The sequence below is a fragment of the Pseudomonas sp. UYEF17 genome (genome assembly GCF_040546125.1).
Lineage (GTDB): Bacteria > Pseudomonadota > Gammaproteobacteria > Pseudomonadales > Pseudomonadaceae > Aquipseudomonas > Aquipseudomonas putida_Z.
In genome coordinates this window covers 238,996-258,887 of the sequence record NZ_JBEPNE010000003.1, presented here as the reverse complement: position 1 = coordinate 258,887, position 19,892 = coordinate 238,996, and the positions used below count along the sequence as shown (strand labels likewise).

20 protein-coding genes and 1 pseudogene are annotated in these 19,892 nt (G+C 64.5%); 13 read left to right on the top strand and 8 right to left on the bottom strand.

The genetic code is table 11. The annotated features are described in order from the left end of the window. The first annotated feature begins 157 nt into the window (after positions 1 to 157). The 6 genes from ABIB24_RS06530 to ABIB24_RS06505 all read left to right on the top strand — a co-directional run bounded on the left by ABIB24_RS06530 (position 158) and on the right by ABIB24_RS06505 (position 5,005). Complete coding sequence (locus tag ABIB24_RS06530; RefSeq protein ID WP_025340513.1) at positions 158 to 1,045, top strand: acyl-CoA dehydrogenase middle domain-containing protein; 888 nt, start codon at positions 158 to 160, stop codon at positions 1,043 to 1,045. Between the two features lie 172 nt (positions 1,046 to 1,217). Beyond that, positions 1,218 to 2,297, top strand: coding sequence for a serine hydrolase domain-containing protein (locus ABIB24_RS06525; RefSeq protein WP_137162355.1), 1,080 nt, complete (start codon positions 1,218 to 1,220; stop codon positions 2,295 to 2,297). Beyond that, positions 2,294 to 2,590 carry an amidase gene (locus tag ABIB24_RS06520; RefSeq protein WP_137162354.1) on the top strand — a complete coding sequence of 99 codons (297 nt, stop codon included), beginning with the start codon at positions 2,294 to 2,296 and terminating at the stop codon, positions 2,588 to 2,590. The genes ABIB24_RS06525 and ABIB24_RS06520 overlap by 4 nt, the downstream gene beginning before the upstream one ends. A 44-nt stretch (positions 2,591 to 2,634) precedes the next feature. After that, positions 2,635 to 3,216, top strand: a complete 582-nt coding sequence (locus ABIB24_RS06515) for a YceI family protein (RefSeq protein ID WP_025340510.1) — start codon at positions 2,635 to 2,637, stop codon at positions 3,214 to 3,216. Position 3,217: 1 nt separating this feature from the next. After that, complete coding sequence (locus ABIB24_RS06510; protein ID WP_025340509.1) at positions 3,218 to 4,375, top strand: phospholipase D-like domain-containing protein; 1,158 nt, start codon at positions 3,218 to 3,220, stop codon at positions 4,373 to 4,375. A 51-nt stretch (positions 4,376 to 4,426) separates the two neighbouring features. Continuing rightward, positions 4,427 to 5,005: a DJ-1/PfpI family protein gene (locus ABIB24_RS06505; RefSeq protein WP_025340508.1), complete on the top strand. Its 579-nt coding sequence runs from the start codon at positions 4,427 to 4,429 to the stop codon at positions 5,003 to 5,005. 123 nt (positions 5,006 to 5,128) lie between these two features. Here ABIB24_RS06505 and ABIB24_RS06500 read toward each other — a convergent pair whose 3' ends face one another. Continuing rightward, a complete protein-coding gene (locus ABIB24_RS06500; protein WP_015271666.1) occupies positions 5,129 to 5,527 on the bottom strand; it encodes a nuclear transport factor 2 family protein in 399 nt (132 codons plus the stop codon). Between the two features lie 115 nt (positions 5,528 to 5,642). Here ABIB24_RS06500 and ABIB24_RS06495 point away from each other — a divergent pair, with 115 nt between their 5' ends. Next, on the top strand, positions 5,643 to 6,233 hold the full coding sequence (locus tag ABIB24_RS06495; RefSeq protein WP_137162352.1) for a GNAT family N-acetyltransferase: 591 nt from the start codon (positions 5,643 to 5,645) through the stop codon (positions 6,231 to 6,233). Then, positions 6,230 to 7,102, top strand: coding sequence for a carbon-nitrogen hydrolase family protein (locus ABIB24_RS06490; protein ID WP_354316243.1), 873 nt, complete (start codon positions 6,230 to 6,232; stop codon positions 7,100 to 7,102). Before ABIB24_RS06495 ends, ABIB24_RS06490 begins: the two co-directional genes overlap by 4 nt. Positions 7,103 to 7,222: 120 nt before the next feature. Here the strand turns inward: ABIB24_RS06490 and ABIB24_RS06485 are convergent, their stop codons facing one another. Next, the gene (locus tag ABIB24_RS06485) at positions 7,223 to 8,746 is read right to left on the bottom strand and encodes a fumarate hydratase (RefSeq protein ID WP_025340505.1); all 1,524 of its coding nucleotides are present in this window, start codon (positions 8,744 to 8,746) and stop codon (positions 7,223 to 7,225) included. A 372-nt stretch (positions 8,747 to 9,118) separates the two neighbouring features. On the opposite strand from ABIB24_RS06485, the gene ABIB24_RS06480 reads away from it, so the two are divergent. Further along, complete coding sequence (locus tag ABIB24_RS06480; protein WP_354316242.1) at positions 9,119 to 10,039, top strand: iron-sulfur-binding ferredoxin reductase; 921 nt, start codon at positions 9,119 to 9,121, stop codon at positions 10,037 to 10,039. 125 nt (positions 10,040 to 10,164) lie between these two features. On the opposite strand, the gene pyk is transcribed toward ABIB24_RS06480, so the two are convergent. Continuing rightward, positions 10,165 to 11,619, bottom strand: coding sequence for a pyruvate kinase (gene pyk, locus ABIB24_RS06475; RefSeq protein ID WP_013974057.1), 1,455 nt, complete (start codon positions 11,617 to 11,619; stop codon positions 10,165 to 10,167). Between the two features lie 179 nt (positions 11,620 to 11,798). Here pyk and ABIB24_RS06470 point away from each other — a divergent pair, with 179 nt between their 5' ends. From ABIB24_RS06470 to sbcB, 3 genes are all read left to right on the top strand, one after another. After that, positions 11,799 to 12,185: a tol-pal system YbgF family protein gene (locus tag ABIB24_RS06470; protein WP_025340503.1), complete on the top strand. Its 387-nt coding sequence runs from the start codon at positions 11,799 to 11,801 to the stop codon at positions 12,183 to 12,185. A gap of 123 nt (positions 12,186 to 12,308) precedes the next feature. Then, positions 12,309 to 12,668: a PilZ domain-containing protein gene (locus ABIB24_RS06465; protein ID WP_025340502.1), complete on the top strand. Its 360-nt coding sequence runs from the start codon at positions 12,309 to 12,311 to the stop codon at positions 12,666 to 12,668. Between the two features lie 75 nt (positions 12,669 to 12,743). Continuing rightward, a complete protein-coding gene (gene sbcB / locus ABIB24_RS06460) occupies positions 12,744 to 14,177 on the top strand; it encodes an exodeoxyribonuclease I (RefSeq protein ID WP_286918947.1) in 1,434 nt (477 codons plus the stop codon). Positions 14,178 to 14,262: 85 nt separating this feature from the next. Here sbcB and mvaT read toward each other — a convergent pair whose 3' ends face one another. Beyond that, entirely contained in the window at positions 14,263 to 14,640 is a 378-nt protein-coding gene (gene mvaT / locus ABIB24_RS06455) for a histone-like nucleoid-structuring protein MvaT (RefSeq protein ID WP_003259590.1), read from the bottom strand. Positions 14,641 to 14,923: 283 nt separating this feature from the next. Here mvaT and purU point away from each other — a divergent pair, with 283 nt between their 5' ends. Beyond that, complete coding sequence (purU, locus tag ABIB24_RS06450; protein WP_023662871.1) at positions 14,924 to 15,775, top strand: formyltetrahydrofolate deformylase; 852 nt, start codon at positions 14,924 to 14,926, stop codon at positions 15,773 to 15,775. A gap of 308 nt (positions 15,776 to 16,083) precedes the next feature. On the opposite strand, the gene gpgF is transcribed toward purU, so the two are convergent. From gpgF to ABIB24_RS26795, 4 genes and pseudogenes are all read right to left on the bottom strand, one after another. Then, positions 16,084 to 17,076: a glucosaminyl phosphatidylglycerol flippase gene (gene gpgF / locus ABIB24_RS06445; RefSeq protein WP_061551882.1), complete on the bottom strand. Its 993-nt coding sequence runs from the start codon at positions 17,074 to 17,076 to the stop codon at positions 16,084 to 16,086. Then, positions 17,073 to 17,837: an N-acetylglucosaminyl phosphatidylglycerol deacetylase gene (gene gpgD, locus ABIB24_RS06440; protein WP_025340499.1), complete on the bottom strand. Its 765-nt coding sequence runs from the start codon at positions 17,835 to 17,837 to the stop codon at positions 17,073 to 17,075. Before gpgD ends, gpgF begins: the two co-directional genes overlap by 4 nt. After that, positions 17,830 to 18,951 (bottom strand): N-acetylglucosaminyl phosphatidylglycerol synthase, encoded by a 1,122-nt coding sequence (gpgS, locus tag ABIB24_RS06435; protein ID WP_354316241.1) that lies wholly within the window; start codon positions 18,949 to 18,951, stop codon positions 17,830 to 17,832. Before gpgS ends, gpgD begins: the two co-directional genes overlap by 8 nt. Before the next feature lie 243 nt (positions 18,952 to 19,194). Continuing rightward, positions 19,195 to 19,791 (bottom strand): annotated as a pseudogene (locus tag ABIB24_RS26795) (methyl-accepting chemotaxis protein); the annotation flags it as partial. Between the last annotated feature and the right edge of the window lie 101 nt (positions 19,792 to 19,892).

The window sequence follows — 19,892 nt, the reverse complement described above, 5'->3', positions numbered from 1 at the left end:
GAGTCTCCATAAGCCAGCCATGAAGGGTTGCGGCCGGTCGGCTTTGTTGTGCAAAGTCAGCCTAGGTAGATGGGGTGTCACCCCTGTGAATCTTTGGTGATGCTTGCGTGACACCCCCTGAGCCTCAACTGAAAGCCCCTCAGCAAGGAGCCGACCGATGGCCTGGTTGCAACGACTCAACGACCCGCTTCGCCAAGCGCTGGCGGGCACCCTGGGCGAAACCTATGCCGCGCTGCTCGAGCGCCTTGGCCCGGTTGCCCCGTTCGAACTGGCGGTGCTCGGCGGGCGCGCGATGGCCACCCCGGGCCTGGCCTTCCTGGTCGGCTACCAGGCCGCCTTGCGCGTGCTGTGGCCCAGTGCTCCACCCAGCCTCGGTGCCCTGTGCGCCACCGAGCGGCGCAGCGTGCGGCCGGCGGACATGCGCACGCGCCTGGACGGCTTGCGGCTGACCGGCAGCAAGGACTTCGTCACTGCCGGCCTGGAGGCGGAATGGCTGCTGGTGGCGGCGCGCTGCGAGGCGACGGGCGCGGCGCCGCAGTTGAACCTGGCGGTGGTCTACCCCGGGGAGCCTGGTGTGACGCTGGAAGCGCTGCCGACCCTGCCGCTGATGCCGGAGGTGGGCCATGGGCGACTGGTGCTGGAGCAGGCGGCGTGCGAGTTGCTGGCCGGTGATGGTTGGGATGCCTATGTGAAGCCGTTCCGTTCGCTGGAGGACTTGTATGTGCTTACGGCGTTGACGGCCTGGCTATATGGCGTGGGGCAGGAGTGCGCCTGGCCGCAGGCCCTGCGCCTGCAGTTGCTTGGGCTGCTGGCCGGGTGTGCCGAAGGTAGCCGGCAGTGCGCCGATAGCGTTGGTTGCCATTTGTTGCTAGGGGGATTGTTTGCACAGTTCCAGGCGCTGCGAGGGGAGATCGATGCTGCGTTGGCGGCGGGGCCGGCGCAGTGGGCGCAGATCTGGCAGCGTGACCAGGGGGTGATGGCGCTGGCGGCGGCGGCGCGGGAGAAGCGGCTGAACAAGGCTTGGGCTGCTGCGGGATTGTCATGAATGCCTGATAGGTTTGTGTGATCCGATGAATCCTGGGGCCGCTTTGCGGCCCTTTCGCGACACAAGGCCGCTCCTACAGGTACAGCGTCAGCCTGAACTTGACGCGTTCCACTGTAGGAGCGGCCTTGTGTCGCGATAGGGCTGCGCAGCGGCCCCAATAATGGCGATCACGATGAAGGTACTGTTGATCATCCTGATATTGCTTGCGGGTTGTGCCCGGGCCGAAGACTGGCCTGAACCCGACTGGCCAATCGACAACACCTCCCTCGACTGGCAAGCCGTCGACGCCTACGCCTTCCCCGCACACACCACCCCCGAACGCAGCGGCATCCGCACCGACGCGCTGCTGATCATCCGCGACGGCCGCATCCTCCACGAACGCTACGCCGCCCCCAGCACTGCCGCCACCGCCCACCTCACCTGGTCGATCAGCAAGAGCGTACTCGCCACGCTATTGGGCGTAGCCCAGGGCGAAGGCCGCTTCCAGCTGCAGGACCCGGTCACCCGCTTCTACCCGGCCATGCACGCCCATCCCGGCGTGCGCATGGCCGATCTGCTGCATTGGGCCAGCGGCCTGGACTGGCAGGAAGACTACGAATACGCCCCGCTCAAGTCCTCGGTGGTGGCCATGCTGTATACCCGTGGCCGCGAGGACATGGCGGCCTATGCGGCGGCGCGGGAAGCGGTGGCCAGCCCGGGCCAGCGGTTTCTCTATTCCAGTGGCGACAGCAACCTGCTGGCCGCCGCGTTGCGCGGCATGCTCGATGCCGGTCAGTACCCCGACTACCCCTGGCATGCGCTGTTCACTCCGTTGGGGATCGACAGCGCGGTATGGGAGCGGGACCGCGCGGGTACCTATGTGGGTTCGTCCTACCTGTACCTCAGCGCTCGCGACCTGGCGCGCATCGGCCTGCTGATGCAGCGCGACGGGCGCTGGCAGGATCGGCAATTGCTGCCCAAGCCCTGGGTGGCTTTCAACCGCACGCCGTTTGCCGAGGCCGAAGCGCTGCCCGGCGAGGCCAACCCCGGTGGCCACTGGTGGCTCAACCAGCCGCTGGCCGGCGCTGCACGGCCTTGGCCGAGTGCACCCGCAGACACCTACGCAGCCCTTGGCCACTGGGGCCAGGCGCTGTACGTGCTGCCCGCGCAAAAGCTGGTGATCGTGCGTTACGCCGATGATCGCGACGGCAGCTACCAGCACGACGAACTGCTCAAGCGGATACTCGCGGCGCTGGCCGGGGAGGGGGCATGAAGCGGGTGCTGCTGGTGGTGTTGCTGGGGCTGGTGTACTGGGCCTGGCACGAGCGCCAGGCCTTCGCAGACTTCCCCGGTATCCTTTCGGCCTACTCGGCCAAGGAATATTGCTCGTGCCGCTTCGTCATGGGGTTCGAGCCGGCGTATTGCCAAGGCTACGTGAAGCAATGGCTGCCGCTGAGCCTGCTGGAGGAAGACAGCCAACAGCGGCAGGTCACCGCCGAAGGCCTGGGCCGTCGCAATCAGGCCGCCTGGCAAGGCCCGCGCGAGGGCTGCCGCTTGCTGCCGTGAAGGCGGGCGGGTAAGGTTGGCGGCCTGGTTTCACGAGATCTGTCATGTTCAAGCTGCCCCGCCTGCTGCCCGCCTTGTTGCTGGCTTTTTGCCTGCCCGCCCATGCCAACTGGCACCTCGATGGCGAGTCTTCGCGCCTTTCGTTCATTACCGGCAAGAACGGTAACACCGCCGAAGTGCACCGCTTCCTGGTGCTGCATGGCACGGTCGACCGCAAGGGTGTGGCCGGGTTGAGCATCGAGATGGATTCGGTGAGCAGCGGTATTCCGCTGCGTGACGAACGCATGCGCGAGGACCTGTTCGAGGTCGAGCGCTTTGCCGAAGCCAAGGTGCAGGCGCAACTGGACCTGCGGCCGATCAACGACCTGGCCAACGGTGCCCAGATAGAACTGCGCCTGCCATTGACCGTGACCCTGCATGGCCAGTCGCACAGCTACAACGCCCTGCTGCTGGCCACCCGCCTGGACGAGCGACGCTTCCAGGTGGTGACCCTTGAGCCCCTGGTGCTGCGCGCCGAGGATTTCGGCCTGTTGCCGGGGCTGCAACGCCTGCGCAAGCTCGCCGGGCTCAAGTCCATCAACCCGTCGGTGCCGGTTAGCGCGGTGCTGATCTTCACCGCCCGCTGACATGCCCGGGCCGGTCTTTCCCTGGCGGGATGGCAACCAGTTCGAACTGCTGATCGACGGCCCCGAGTTTTTTCCGCGCATGCTCCTGGCGATCATGCGCGCCGAGTTCCAGGTCGACCTGGAGTTGTACCTGGTCGAGGCCGGTGACTGCGCGGATGCGGTGGTCGAAGCGCTGGAGCAGGCTGCCCGACGTGGCGTGCGGGTGCGCTGCCTGTTCGACGACTATGGCTCGTTGGCTTTCAACAGCCAGTTGCGTCAGCGCCTGCTGGACGCAGGTGTGTACTTGCGCTGGTACAACCGCCTGCGCTGGAAGCGTGGCCTGCGCAACCTGTACCGCGATCACCGCAAGTTGCTGCTGGTGGACGAGCGCTGGGCAGTGGTGGGCGGCACGGGTGTCACCGACGAGTTCTGGACACCGGGCGAGGCGACCAGTGAATGGCACGAGGTGATGGTGCAGATGCAGGGGCCGGTGGTAAGCGACTGGCAGTTGCTGTTCGACCGCCAGTGGCACGCCAACAACCGTCGCACTGCCTGGCGCCCCGCCGAGGGCTTTGGCCTGCCGCGCCTGCCCAAGGTGCCTGCGCAGGGGCAGGGCATGGGCCGGGTGGCCTATGCCGACGCCCGCCAGCACCAGGACATCCTGCATTCGCTGGTGCGGGCGATCAACAGCGGCAAGCAGCGAGTTTGGCTGGCCACGCCTTACTTCCTGCCGACCTGGAGCGTGCGCCGGTCGCTGCGCCGGGCTGCCGGCAAGGGGGTCGATGTGCGGCTGCTGCTGACCGGGCCGCGCACCGATCACCCCTCGGTACGTTACGCCGGGCACCGCTATTACCCGCGTCTGCTGCGCGCCGGGGTGCGCATCTATGAGTACCAGCCGTGTTTCCTGCACCTGAAGATGGTGCTGATCGACGACTGGGTCAGTATCGGCTCATGCAACTTCGATCACTGGAACCTGCGCTTCAATCTCGAGGCCAATATCGAGGCACTCGACCCGCCGCTGACGGCAGCCGTGCAGGCCAGTTTCGAGCGTGATTTCGCCTTGAGCGAGGTGGTCGACCTGGGCCACTGGAATGCCCGGCCGCTATGGCGCCGGGTGAAGCAGCGGTTGTGGGGTTGGCTGGACCGGTTGGTGGTCAACTTGCTCGACCGTCGCGACTGAGACCGGCTATCGTGCAGTGACTGTCTCAAGGCAATCGAAGGAGTGGGTGCGATGACGGCGAAGAAAATTCTCATGTTGGTCGGCGACTACGTCGAAGATTACGAAGTCATGGTGCCGTTCCAGGCGCTGAGCATGGTCGGGCACACGGTGCATGCGGTATGCCCGGAAAAGGTCGCGGGGCAGACCGTGCGTACCGCGATTCATGATTTCGAGGGCGAACAGACCTACAGCGAAAAGCCGGGGCACAACTTTGCCCTGAACTACGATTTCGTGCGGGTGCGTGCCGAGGGTTACGACGCGTTGCTGATCCCGGGTGGACGTGCACCGGAGTACCTGCGCCTGGATGAAAAGGTCCTAGAGCTGGTGCGCGCATTCAACCAGGCCGGCAAGCCGATCGCGGCGGTATGCCATGGTGCCCAGTTGCTGGCGGCGGCCGGCGTGCTGGAAGGGCGCGAATGCAGTGCGTACCCGGCGTGCGCCCCGGAAGTGCGCTTGGCGGGCGGGACATTCATCGATATCGCGGTGGACCAGGCGCATGTGGACGGCAACCTGGTGACGGCACCGGCATGGCCGGCACATCCGGCGTGGTTGGCGGCATTCCTCAAGGTGCTTGGTACCCGTATTGCCTGACAGGGCCTCTTCGCCGGCAAGCCAGCTCCCACAGGTTTAGCGAAGGTTTCAAGACCTGTGGAGTACCTGTGGGAGCTGGCTTGCCGGCGATGAGGCCAGTGCAGGCAGCACAGTCAACCAGGCTTAACCCACCTGCTCGACCCAGTCATTGAGGTTGTAGTAGTTGGTCACCCGGGCAATCTTCCCGCAATGGATGTAGAAAAACGCCCCCGCCGGCAGTACATAGGTCTGCCCGTTGGCCGCCGGCAACCCTTCGTCATCGGCCAGATATTCCCCATGCACGGTGAACTCCGCCGCCGCGCGGCTGCCGTCGGCGTTCTGCATCACCACGATATCGGCCAGGCGCTCGCGGTAGCAGCGGTTCATCTTGTCCATGAACGCTGCAAACCGGGCCTTGCCCATCTGCCGCTCGCCCTGGTTGATGTCGTGGATCACATCCTCGCTGAGCAGGGCGAGAAAGGCCGGCATGTCGCCAGCGTTGAAGGCGGCGTAGTAAGCATTTACCAGTTCGGTAGCGGTCATGGAACAATACCTGTCGTGGAGGGAAAAGGCGGGTCGTTGCTCCGGATGATAGGGTTTCCCCTCAAGCCCGGCTTAGCCGAGCGCGTCATCCACATCGACAAAACGACCGCCAAGCATGGAAATACGCCTGTTGCACGGCGCCGCTATCGCGCCTTACATCGATGACCTCGCTCGCCTGCGCCTTACCGTGTTCCGCGAGTTTCCCTACCTTTACGACGGCACCCCGGAGTACGAGGCCGACTACCTGGCCACCTATGCCCGCTCCGGGCGCAGCCTGGTGGTGCTGGCACTGGACGACGGCAAGGTCGTTGGCGCCTCCACCGGCCTGCCGCTGGTGGATGTCGCCCCCGAGTTCCAGCAGCCGTTCCTGGCCCAGGGGCGCGACCCGACCAGCGTGTACTACTTCGGTGAATCGGTGGTACTGCCCGAGTACCGTGGCCAGGGCCTGGGGGTGCGCTTTTTCATCGAGCGCGAGTCCTACGCCCACAAGCTGGCCGAGTTCGACTACTGCGCGTTCTGTGCGGTCGAGCGGCCAGGCGTGCATCCACGGCGGCCAGCGGACTACAAGCCATTGCATGGCTTCTGGCGTAACCGCGGCTTCCTGCACGACCCGTCGCTGCGCACCAGCTACGCCTGGCGCGACCTGGACGAGCAGGAAAGCTCCGACAAGCTGATGTCGTTCTGGCTCAAGGAACTGCCGATATGATCCGTCTGGCGGCCTGCCAGTACGCCATCGAGCTGCATGAAACCTGGGATGCCTACGCCGACCACCTGCAAGGCCTGTGTGCCGAAGCGGTGGAGGCGGGGGCCCACCTGGTGCTGTTGCCGGAGTACGCCGGGCTGGTGCTCAGCGGGCAGCTGAGTGCCGAGCAGCGGGGTGACCTGAAGGCCTCCATCGCCGGTATCCAGCCGCTGATCGAGCCCTGGAAGGCCTTGTGCGAGAGCCTTGCCCGGCGCTGGGGAATCTACCTGCAACCGGGTAGCGTACCGGTGCTGGACAGCGATGGGCGCTACCGCAACCGTGCCTGGCTGTTCGGCCCCAAGGGCGTGCTGGGTTACCAGGACAAGTTGATGATGACCCGTTTCGAACGGGAGCAATGGGATATAGCCGCAGGCCAGGGGCTGCAGGTGTTCGATACCGAATTGGGGCGCCTGGGCATCCTGATCTGCTACGACAACGAATTCCCGATGCTGGCGCGGCGCCTGGCCGAGGGTGGTGCCGACCTGATCCTGGCGCCGAGCTGTACCGACACCGAGGCGGGTTACCACCGGGTGCGTATCGGTGCCCAGGCGCGGGCGCTGGAGAACCAGATTGCGGTGTTGCAGAGCCCTACGGTCGGGCTGGCGCCCTGGTCGCCGGCGCTGGACGAGAATATCGGCCGGGCAGGGCTGTTCGTGCCGCCGGATCATGGGATGCCGGGGGATGGGGTGGTGGCCTTGAGTGAAGAATCGAGCCCTGCAACCAGTCAGTGGCTGGTCTGTGAGGTGGACCTTGAGGAAGTACGGCGGGTGAAGCGGGAAGGGCAGGTGTTTACCCGAAGGGATTGGCCGGAGCAGTTCGAAAGAATTGTGTAGAGCAGGGGCGGCCTCTTCGCGGGTGAACCCGCTCCCACAGGTAACGCGTAGCCCTCGGGCTTGCGCTGTACCTGTGGGAGCGGGCAAGCCCGCGAAGAGGCCGCCGCTGTTACATCAGGCTTACTTCACTTCGACTGCCAGGCTCTGGGCAATCTTGCTCTGCCACAGGGCAGGGCCAGTGATGTGTACCGACTCACCGTTGCTGTCCACGGCGACAGTCACCGGCATGTCCTTGACCTCGAACTCGTAGATCGCTTCCATGCCCAGCTCGGCGAAGGCCAGGACCTTCGACTTGCGGATGGCCTGGGCCACCAGGTAGGCAGCGCCGCCGACGGCCATCAGGTACACGGCCTTGTTGTCCTTGATCGCTTCGATGGCGGCAGGGCCGCGCTCGGACTTGCCGATCATGCCCAGCAGACCGGTCTGCTCGAGGATCTGGCGGGTGAACTTGTCCATGCGGGTGGCGGTGGTCGGGCCGGCTGGGCCTACCACTTCGTCACCGACCGGGTCGACCGGGCCAACGTAGTAGATGAAGCGGCCTTTCAGGTCCACCGGCAGCTCTTCGCCACGGTTGAGCATTTCGACCATGCGCTTGTGCGCGGCATCGCGGCCGGTCAGCATCTTGCCGTTGAGCAGGATGGTTTCGCCCGGCTTCCAGCTGGCGACTTCTTCCGGGGTGATGGCGTCGAGGTTGACGCGACGGGCGCTCGGGCCGGCTTCCCAGACGATTTCCGGATAGGCGTCCAGCGACGGCGCTTCCAGCTCGGCCGGGCCGGAGCCATCGAGCACGAAGTGGGCGTGGCGGGTGGCGGCGCAGTTGGGGATCATGCACACCGGCAGCGAAGCGGCGTGAGTCGGGTAGTCCATGATCTTGACGTCGAGCACGGTGGTCAGGCCACCCAGGCCCTGGGCGCCAATGCCCAGCTGGTTGACCTTCTCGAACAGCTCCAGGCGGATTTCTTCCAGGCGGTTCTGCGGGCCACGAGCTTTCAGTTCGTGGATGTCGATGGACTCCATCAACACTTCCTTGGCCATCACGGCGGCCTTCTCGGCGGTACCGCCGATGCCGATGCCGAGCATGCCAGGCGGGCACCAGCCAGCGCCCATGGTCGGGACGGTCTTCAGTACCCAGTCGACGATCGAGTCGGACGGGTTGAGCATGGCCATCTTCGACTTGTTCTCCGAGCCGCCGCCCTTGGCTGCGACATCGACCTCGACCTTGTCGCCGGGGACGATGGAGTAGTGGATCACTGCCGGGGTGTTGTCCTTGGTGTTCTTGCGGGCACCGGCCGGGTCGGCCAGGATCGAAGCGCGCAGGACGTTTTCAGGCAGGTTGTAGGCGCGACGCACACCTTCGTTGATCATGTCGTCGACGCTCAGGGTGGCGCCGTCCCAGCGCACGTCCATGCCCACGCGCACGAACACGGTGACGATACCGGTGTCCTGGCAGATCGGGCGGTGGCCGGTGGCGCACATGCGCGAGTTGATCAGGATCTGGGCGATGGAATCGCGCGCAGCAGGCGACTCTTCACGCAGATAGGCCTCGTGCATGGCCTGGATGAAATCGACGGGGTGGTAGTACGAGATGAATTGCAGGGCGTCGGCGACGCTCTGAATCAGGTCGTCTTGCTTGATCACGGTCATGCAGCGCGCTCCTCTTAAAGACGGGAACATTCATTACGGCGCTCGACGGTGCCGACCAGCGTGTCGAAGCGCCTTGCAAGGCGCCGGCAGGTCAGGCCGACGGAAAAAGGCGCGGCAGTATAGCGCGCATCCGTGCCGGGCACACCTGCGGCCGGTCTGGACCATGGTCGGCAGGTGGCAGGCATTCTTTTTGCTGCTGGGTTGCGCGGCTGGCCGTAAAATCGATTGGGGCTGCTGCGCAGCCCTTTCGCGACACAAGGCCGCTCCCACATGATGGGCCGGTGTACGCCGTGCCTTTGTGGGAGCGGTCTTGCGTCGCGAAAGGGGCGCAAAGCGCCCCCAACAATCCAAAGCGGGAAGAGAAACCAGAACATGCCCGAACTTTGCGTGGGCGAGCGCCGCTGGGCGGTGCCGACCGGCAGCAACCTGCTCGATGCCCTGAACGAGGCCGGGCTGAATGTGCCCTACAGTTGCCGCGCTGGCAGTTGCCATGCCTGCCTGGTGCACTGCCTGGGCGGGCAACCGCTGGATGCCATGCCCGAGGCCCTGGCGCAGGACAAGCACGCCCAGGGCTGGCGCCTGGCCTGCCAGTGCCGGGTAGTCGAGGACCTGCGCGTGGCGTTGTTCGACCCGCAGCAGGATGGCGTGCCGGCGCAGGTCTGTGCCCTGGACTGGTTCGGCGATGTGCTGCGCGTGCGGCTGCGGCCCGAACGGGCAATGCGTTACCAGGCGGGGCAGCATGTGGTGCTGTGGAATGGCGCGGTAGCGCGGCCTTACTTCTTGGCCAGCCTGCCGGGCGAAGATGATTTCCTCGAGTTTCATATCGACTGCCAGCGCCCCGGCGCCTTTTGTGACAAGGCCCGTGGTTTGCAGCTGGGTGATGTGTTGCGCCTGGGCGAGCTAAGGGGTGGGGCATTGCATTACGACCCGGACTGGCAGCAGCGGCCGCTGTGGTTGCTGGCGGCGGGGACCGGGCTGGCGCCGTTGTGGGGCATCTTGCGCGAGGCTCTGCGGCAGGGGCACCAAGGGGAAATCAGGGTCATGCATGTGGCGCGCGAGGGCGTTGGGCATTATCTGGCCGAGCCGTTGCGGGAGATGGCGGATGTGAATGTCGAGCTGGTGCTGGCAGAGCAGCTGGATGAGGCGTTGGCCGGGTTGCGGCCGTCATCGCGGCAGACGGTGGCGCTGGTGTGCGGGGCGCCAGGGAGTGTCGAGCGGTTTGCCCGGCGGCTGTTCATTGCCGGGGTGCCGCGGGGGCAGGTGTTTGCCGATGTGTTTGTCGAGCATGCCTGAGTGAGCAGGGGAGGGCTTTGCCCTCCTTTCGCGACACAAGGCCGCTCCTACAGGGGAATGCGTATCCCTTGTAGGAGCGGCCTTGTGTCGCGAAGGGCCGCAAAGCGGCCCCCTTTCAAGCAGGATCAACCGACCAGCGGATCACCGACATGCAGGATCTTCATGCCATTGGTGCCACCGATGGTGTGGTAGCTGTCACCCTTGGTCAGGATTACCCAGTCACCTTGCTCCACCAGGCCACGCTTGAGCAGTTCGTCGACCGCTGCCTGGCTCACCTTGTCGGCCGGCAGCGAGGCCGGGTCGAAGGCGATCGGGTACACGCCGCGGAACATGTTGGCACGGGCCTGGGTAGCGCGGTGCGGCGACAGGGCGAAGATCGGCACGTGCGAACGCAGGCGCGACATGATCAACGGGGTGTAGCCACTCTCGGTCAGGGCGATGATCGCCTTCACGCCCGGGAAGTGGTTGGCGGTGTACATGGCCGCCAGCGCGATGCTCTCGTCGCAGCGCTCGAAGGTGGTGTGCAGGCGGTGGCTGGACTTCTGGCTGGTCGGGTGCTTTTCGGCACCCAGGCAGATGCGGGCCATGGCCTGGACGGCTTCGATCGGGTAGGCACCGGCGGCACTCTCGGCCGACAGCATCACCGCGTCGGTGTTGTCCAGCACGGCGTTGGCCACGTCGGACACTTCGGCACGGGTCGGCATCGGGTTCTGGATCATCGACTCCATCATCTGGGTCGCCACGATCACCGCCTTGTTGTTGCGGCGGGCGTGCTGGATGATCTTCTTCTGGATGGCGATCAGCTCGGCGTCGCCGATTTCCACGCCCAGGTCGCCACGGGCGACCATGACGGCGTCGGAGGCGAGGATCAGCTTGTCGAGGGTTTCGTCGTCGGCCACCGCTTCGGCGCGTTCGATCTTGGCCACCAGCCAGGCGCTGCCGCCAGCTTCGTCACGCAGCTTGCGTGCGTATTCCATGTCGCTGGCGTCACGCGGGAAGGACACGGCCAGGTAGTCCAGGTCCATTTCCGCGGCCAGCTTGATGTCGGCCTTGTCTTTTTCGGTCAGGGCCGGTGCGGTCAGGCCGCCACCTTTACGGTTGATGCCTTTGTGGTCCGACAGCGGGCCACCGATGATCACCACGCAGTGCAGGGCATCTGCGGTGGCGGTCTCGACGCGCATCACCACGCGGCCATCGTCGAGCAGCAACTCGTCACCAACGCCGCAGTCCTTGACCAGGTCGGGGTAGTCGATACCGACGATGTCCTGGTTGCCTTCGGTCAGCGGGTGGGCGGTGGAGAAGGTGAACTTGTCACCGATCTTCAATTCGATGCGCTTGTTGGCGAACTTGGCGATGCGGATCTTCGGACCCTGCAGGTCGCCCAGCAGTGCAACATGGCGGCCGTTCTTGGCGGCGATGTCACGGATCAGGCGCGCGCGGGCCTTGTGCTCGTCCGGAGTGCCGTGGGAGAAGTTCAGGCGTGCCACGTCCAGGCCGGCGAGGATCAGCTGTTCGATCACTTCCGGCGAGTTGCTGGCGGGGCCAAGGGTGGCGACGATTTTGGTACGGCGGATGCTCATGCACAGACTCCTATAGTGAAGCGCAGCGAAAGGCTACTCCTGAATCTCGCTGTAGTCATTGTTCCGTTGCACTACCTGCGACCAAGGCAGGGTGGCATTTGAACGGGCAGGGTATCCTTGCAAAAGGGTGTGAAGATTTGCCGGCAAAGGCCGATACACTGGCATCAAAGGAGACCCCCATGCGAGCCCTGATCGTTTTAGCCCTGGCGGCCAGCGCCGTCGGCTGCACCCGCTGGTCCATGGACCACCACCTGAACAATGCCTACCGCGCCTACGACCGTGGCGATTGCGCACGGGTCATGCTCGAGCTGTCGCAGGTCGACCGCACCAGCCGTGCGCGACCGTTCATCCACCCCGAGGTGTCGCTGCTGCGCGGCCAGTGCCTGGAGCGCCAGGCCTTGTACGTGGATGCGGCGCAGACCTACCAGTACCTGATTCAGCAGTACCCGGGCAATGAATACGCCTATCGTGCCCAGGCACGCCTGCAGACCCTGGAGAAACTCGGCCATTTGCGCGGCGCCGAAGCCGCCGTGGCAAACCCGGTGACCGCCGCACCTTGGCGTTAACACCAAGGTGTGATTTATTTCACGGGATTTGCCGCGCGTGCTGGGCTAATCTGTAACTCAGCTGTTACAACAACCGCCAGTTCCACGTATTCCTGGCATCGGATACGGACTGCACTTGCGATCATGTTCAACAAGCGCCACATCGAACGCCATCAGCTGCCTTGTGTTCTCAAGGTGTTCAACCGCATTACCGGCCAGGCCATCGGCCAGCTGGGCAACGCCTCCGAAGACGGGCTGATGTTGATAAGCCAGCTACCTGTGCTGGTCGGGCCCGACTACGATCTGCAATTACGCCTGCCGCTGGTTGGTGGCGGGCATCAATTCGTCAACCTTACCGCCAGCTGCCTGTGGTGCCGCGAAGACCAGACGCCCGGGCACTACGATTCGGGCTTCATGCTGCTGCAGGCGCCCCGCGAGTACGACGAATTCGTCCGCTCGTTGCGCGACTATTTCAGTTTCCGCCCCGCCAACGCCTCTGCCTGAGCCTCGGGCCCAGGCTCGCTGGAGTCGCGCCAGAATCGCGCTAGAATCGGGTCGACCTCGATACAGGACGACCCCGTGACCTCCAGCATTTTCTGGCACGACTACGAAACCACCGGCATCAACCCGCGCTGCGACCGGCCGCTGCAGGTGGCCGGCGTGCGCACCGACTTCGACCTCAACGAAATCGACGAGCCGATCAGCCTTTATTGCCGGCCCTCCGACGATATCCTGCCGCACCCGGCCGCCTGCCTGGTGACCGGCATCACCCCGCAACTGCTGGCCGAGCAGGGCCTGTGCGAAGCCGAGTTCATGACCCGGGTGCATGCGCAGCTGGCGCACCCTGGTACCTGTGGCGCCGGCTACAACACCCTGCGCTTCGACGACGAAGTGACCCGCTACAGCCTGTACCGCAACTTTTTCGACCCTTATGCCCGAGAGTGGCAGGGTGGCAACAGCCGCTGGGACCTGATCGACATCGTACGCACGGCCTATGCATTGCGCCCGGACGGCATCGAGTGGCCGCAGCAGGACGGGCGCACCAGTCTGCGCCTGGAGCTGCTGAGCAAGGCCAATGGCATCGACCATGGCCATGCCCACGAAGCGCTTTCCGACGTGCGGGCAACCATCGCCCTGGCCCGCCTGATCCGGCAGAAACAGCCCAAGTTGTATGACTGGCTGTTCCAGTTGCGCAGCAAGCATAAAGTGATGGAGCAGATTCGTTTGTTGCAGCCACTGGTGCATATATCCGGGCGCTTCTCGGCGGCACGCAATTACCTTGGTGTCGTATTGCCACTGGCCTGGCACCCGCGTAATCGCAATGCACTGATTGTGTGCGACCTGCATCAGGAAACCCTACCGTTACTACGGGAAAGTGCTGAAGTTCTACGCCAGCGTTTGTATACCCGCCATGAAGAACTGGCCGAAGGCGAATTACCCGTGCCGCTCAAACTGGTGCAGATCAATCGCTGCCCGGTACTGGCGCCACTTTCGGTATTGCGTCCGGCCGATCAACAACGGTTGGGCCTGGACTTGACGTTGTTACAATTGCGCGGCGAAGAATTGGCCAAGCAACAGGCGCAATGGCAAGACAAGCTGGAACACATCTACGGCAAGGAAGACTTCACCCCGAGTGAAGACCCGGAACAACAGTTGTATGACGGTTTTCTGGGGGACCGTGACCGCCGCTTATGTGAGCAAGTTCGTGCACTGGAACCGGCGCAGTTGGGCCGTGGGCAGTGGATGTTCGATGACCCGCGCCTGCCTGAACTGTTGTTCCGCTATCGGGCGCGCAACTTCCCCGAGACCCTGACCGGCGAAGAGCGGCAACGCTGGTTCAGCTTCTGCCAGCAGCGCCTGAGCGACCCGCATTGGGGCGCGCCGAATACGCTGGGCGACTTCGAACAGGCGCGGCAGCAGGCCTGGGAGGGCGCCGACGAGGCGGGGCGGCGCGTGCTGGACGCGTGGCAGGTACATGTCCGGCAATTGCAGGCACAGTTTGCAATTGGCTGAGCGCTGACACAAAACGCGGACAAACAAAAACGCCGGCAATATGCCGGCGTTCTTGTTGCGATAAGCAGCAGGCGTGTGCGGACAATCAGTCCAGCAGGGTCGCCCAGCTTTCAACCACATCGCCACCCCACTTGGCTTTCCATTCTTTCAGGGTCTTGTGGTTGCCGCCTTTGGTTTCGATCACTTCATTGTTGTGCGGGTTCTTGTATTGCTTGACCTTGCGTGCACGCTTGGTGGCGGTAGTCTTGACCGCACCACGAGGTGCCTTGCTCAGTTTCGACTCTGGGTCGAGCAGGGCAATCACGTCGCGCAGCGACTTGGAGTACTCGCCCATCAGTGTGCGCAGTTTGCCTTCGAACTCCAGTTCTTTCTTCAGCTTGTCATCCTGCGACAGGTTGGCCAGGCGGGCCTGAAGTTCCTTGATGGCTTCTTCGGTAGCGCGGTACTCGTTGATCAGGGACATGGAGTGTTCCTTAATGCGTGTTCAGAAATGTGTGGGGCAATAATAGACAGGCAATACTCGCAAGTAAACATATTGTTGGGCAATTAACTGTTAACTAAGCTGTGACAACCATTTTCTACGTGAACAAAAATTTACAATTAACCCTGCATTTCGTCATGTCTGTCAGAGAATGCTGGCAGTGCATCTCGTCAGGAACACAGGCCACGGCCGCTGCGATCAATACTGCGTTTTTCCTGGCGGGCCGCTAGAATGAGCGCCTTTGCGAAGTTCTGGAGTCTCATTCATGCGCACCTATCGTCTGGTGATCGCCTGCCCCGACCGTGTTGGCATCGTGGCGAAAGTCAGTAATTTCCTGGCCTTGTACAATGGCTGGATCAACGAAGCCAGCCACCACTCCGATGAGCAGAGCGGTTGGTTCTTCATGCGCCATGAAATCCGCGCCGAATCGCTGCCATTCGGTATCGAAGCCTTCCGCGAGGCGTTTGCGCCGATCGCCGAAGAGTTCTCCATGACCTGGCGCATTACCGACTCGGCGCAGAAAAAGCGCGTGGTGCTGATGGCCAGCCGCGAGTCGCACTGCCTGGCCGACCTGCTGCACCGCTGGCACACCGATGAACTGGACTGCGAGATCCCTTGCGTGATCTCCAACCACAACGACCTGCGCAGCATGGTCGAGTGGCACGGTATTCCGTTCTTCCATGTACCGGTCGACCCCAAGGACAAGGCCCCGGCCTTTGCCGAAGTGTCGCGCCTGGTGCAGGAGCACGCCGCCGACGTGGTGGTGCTGGCCCGCTACATGCAGATCCTGCCGCCGCAACTGTGCCAGGACTATGCTGAAAAGGTGATCAACATCCACCACAGCTTCCTGCCGTCGTTCGTCGGCGCCAAGCCGTATCACCAGGCCGCCCTGCGTGGTGTGAAGCTGATCGGCGCGACTTGCCACTACGTCACCGAAGAGCTGGACGCCGGACCGATCATCGAGCAGGACGTGGTGCGTGTCAGCCATGCCGACAGCATCGACGACATGGTCCGCTTTGGCCGTGATGTGGAGAAGATGGTGCTGGCCCGTGGCCTGCGTTATCACCTGGAAGACCGGGTGCTGGTGCATGGCAACAAGACTGTGGTGTTTGACTGATACAGACTGGTTGCCTGTGAGGTTCTGGGGCTGCTTTGCAGCCCATCGCGACACAAGGCCGCTCCTACAAGGGATCGCGTACCGGCACTGCGTCGCGTAACTCCTGTAGGAGCGGCCTTGTGTCGCGAAAGGGGCGCGAAGCGCCCCCAGCAATCTGAGGGATAAGCCGATGGCCAAGCAGCGCAACCAACCCACCGCCTCACCCCCACCCACACTCGGTGAAGGCTGCCTGGCCCGCTACGACCCCGAAGCCCTGGCCGACACCGATGGCACCGATTTCCCCGGCGCCGCCGAACTTTGGCAGCAGCTCAACCCGCCTGACGCCGCCAACGCTCCAGCAGCGGGCGCGCCAGCAGGCACACAAACACCGGCCCACCCGCCAGCAGATAAAAGTAGTAAGTGACAGCCCGCCATATCAGGATCGCCGCAGCTGCGGTCGAACTGCCCACCAGTGGCGTCAGCAAGCTGGCCGAAGTCAGCTCGGCGGCACCGGCACCGCCAGGCAGCAGGCTGAACTGGCCGGCACTGAGCGAGAGCATCTGTACCAAAAAGCTGGGAATCCACGCCAGGTCTACCCCCAACCCCCTCAATACCAGATACAACACGCTGTAGCGCAGGCCCCAGTGGGCGCAGGTCAGGGTGAACACCAGGGTCAGCGTGCGCTTGGGCAGGCGCCAGGTCTGCGCCAGTGCGTCGATGAAGCGCAGCAGCTTGCGCGCCCAGCGCCGCTTGCGCTGGCGGCTCATGCCCAGGCGGCGCAGCAGCCTGCCGTTCACGCGCATCACCGTGCGCCGGTAGCGCAGCAGGCCGATCACCCCGGCCAGTGCCGTGCACAGCAGCAACGCGCTGCCCAGCAACATGCTTTCCTGGCTGCGGCCCAGGCTGTGGAACAGTGCATAGCCGGCAATCGCCAGCATCGCGCAGAAAAAGAACACCAAGTCGTTCAACTGATCCATGGCAAACACCGCGCCGCTGCGCGCCGGGCCGATCCGGTCACGTGCCAGCAGGGCCATCAGGGTCAAGGGGCCGCCGCTGCCGCCGGGGGTGGTACAGATGGCGAACTCGGTGGCCATCACCACACCCAGGCTGCGCAGGCGCCCAAGCCTTGCTCCTTGCTGGCCGAGCAACAGGCGCAAGCGGATGGCGTTGATGACCCAGCACAGCAGGATCATGCCCAGCAGGGTCAGCATCAGGCTGGGTGCGAAGCGCTGCAGCCTCGGTAGAAGCTCGCTGCCACCGAGCAGGGCTGGCACCAGCACGGCACCCAGCAGTGCCAGGGCCAGCCAGGCCAGGCGGTTCATGCGCTGGCCTGGCGGTCGAGCCAGGTGGACTTGGTCAGGGGCTCGCGGCCCTGTGCCAGTAGCGTGTGCAAGGTGTTCAGCCAATAGTCGCGGGACGCGCGATGGCGCATGTCCACCGGGTGCAGGCCCAGGCGCAGGGTCTGGGCGTCACGCCAGCGCCGGCATTGCCAGTCGCACAGCACCCGTGACAGGCCGCGACGCCAGGCGCTGCGGGCACTCCAGACCAGCCCCGGGGCCTTGATCGCGGTGAAGTCTGGTAAACGGTACAAGTGCTGTGGCGTGCTGGTGTAGCGCAGCGGCAGGCGGCGCAGTGCCTGGCGGGTGCCTTCGCTCATCAACCAGGCAGGCGCGACGAAGCCGGCCACCGGCCAGCCCTGCTGGGCGAACAGGGCCAGGCCGTGCTCCAGGCGTTGCAGGGCCTGCTGCTGGTCCAGGGCGTAGAACTCGCCTTCATGGGTATAGATGCGGCGCATGAAGTATTCGCCGGGCGTGCGTGGTGGCGGGCCGTTGTCGGCATGGTAGAAGCCGTGCAGGGCAAGCTCGTCGCCCTGGGCCAGGCGCCGTTCGAGCAAGCGGCAGAAGGTGGGCGAGCGCTGCAGCGGGTTGCGGTGGTGAAAGTCCGGCACCACCAGCCAGGTCATGGGGATGCCGCCGATGGCGTCGACGGCCTGGACGAAGGGTTGATAGTCGGGCCAGGTCTCGGGCGCGACATCGTGCAGCACCAGCATCAGGCTGCGCGCTGGCGGCAGTGGTTCAGCCATGGGCACGGACCTGCGGCTGGTGGCCAAGCACGGCCTGGTAGTGCTGCAGCAGGCCGGCGACCACGTGGTCCCACGAATACTGCTGCTCGGCATGGCGACGGGCCTGAGCCCCGAGCTTGCGCACGCCGGCCTCGAACGCCTCCTGCACGGCCGTCGCCATGGCTTTGCTATCGTTGGGGCGGCACAGGCGCCCGCACTGTTCGTTGACGATTTCGCCGAAAGCACCGGCGCGCACGGCCACCACCGGCGTGGCGCTGGCCATCGCTTCGAGAATGACCAGGCCGAAGGTTTCCTGGTCGCCGGCGTGCACCAGCAGGTCGGCGCTGGCCATCAGCCGGGCGACTTCCGGAGCCGGGCAGAAGTGATCGATGACACTGACGTTCTGCGGCACGTTGGCCGGCATGTTCGAACCCACCAGCAGCAAGTGGTAGGGGTGGCCCAGGTGCTGCATGCACTCGAGCAGCACCGGCAGGTTCTTTTCCCGCGAGCCACGGCCGGCGTAGATCAGCAGGCGAGTGGTGTCGGCAATGCCCAGTTCGGCACGCAGTTGCGGGTCGCGCTGGCTGGGGTGGAAGGTGGCCAGGTCGACGCCCAGGCGCTGCACGTGCACATCGCGCACACCCAGGCGGCGCAACTTGTCGGCCATGACCTGGCTGGGGGCCAGGACCCGGTCGAAATTGCCGTACAGCTTGCTGACATAGGCCTCGACATTGGGGGTGAACCAGTTGCCCATGCGGTTGCTGACCAGTAGCGGCAGGTCGGAATGGTAGAAGCCGATCACCGGCACATCGAGCTTGCGCCGCGCTTCCAGCGCAGCCCAGGCGGTCAGGTAGGGGTCGCCGACTTCGATCAGGTCGGGCTTGAGCCTGCGCAGTACATTGCACCAGGGGGCCAGGCGCACCGGGAAGCGGTAGCCATTGCCGAACGGCAGCGGCGGTGCGGGCACCTGGTAGATGCCATCGGCGTGCTGGGCGCTGGCACCGGGTATCAGCAAGCTGTGGCGGACGCCCTGGATGGCGTCGAGGCGGTGGTGTTTGGCATCAAGATAGGTACGTACGCCGCCACTGGCGGGGGCGTAGAACATGGTGATGTCGGCGATGTGCACGATCAGCATCCCTCCGGGATCGTCTTCGGGTCTGTCATCCGGCGCTAACGGGCCGGCGATGACGCGCCTAAAGGTTGACCTATCAGAAGGATAGTTTGTTCGATCGGGGTTGGGCGGGGCGGGGGAAGGCGGGGGATCGGTGTGGACTTCTTCGCGGGCTTGCCCGCTCCCACAGGAGTTACACAGGCCCCAGGGGGTGTGCAGTTCCTGTGGGAGCGGGCGAGCCCGCGAAGCAGGCGACGCGGATCGAGATCAGATGCGGAAGCTGCCCACCAGGTGCTTCAGGCGGCCGGCCTGCTGCTCCAGGTCAGAGCAGGCCCGCAGGGTGGCCTGCAGGTTTTCCACGCCTTCCTGGTTGAGCATGTTGATCTCGTTGATGTCCATGTTGATCGCTTCGACCACGGCGGTCTGCTCTTCGGTGGCGGTGGCCACCGACTGGTTCATGCCGTCGATCTCGCCGATGCGCACGGTAACGCTGTCCAGCCGCTCACCGGCCTGGTTGGCGATCTGCATGCTGTCCTGGCTGTGGCGCTGGCTCTGGTCCATGGTCTCGACCGATTCGCGCGCGCCGACCTGCAGTTCTTCGATCATGGTCTGCACCTGTTGCGCCGACTCCTGGGTGCGGTGCGCCAGGTTGCGTACTTCATCGGCTACAACCGCAAAACCACGCCCGGCTTCACCGGCGCGGGCCGCTTCGATGGCCGCGTTCAGCGCCAGCAGGTTGGTCTGCTGGGAAATGCTGGTGATCACTTCGAGGATCTGGCCGATGTTGACGGTCTTGCTGTTCAGCGTCTCGATGTGCGCGCTGGAAGTGACGATCAGGTCGGACAGGCGGTTCATTGCCGCAATGTTGCGTTCCACCACCTGCTGCCCTTCTTCGGCCAGCAACCGCGCCGAACTGGCGTGCTGCGAAGCCTGGGCGGCGTTGCCGGCAATTTCCTGGGCGGCGG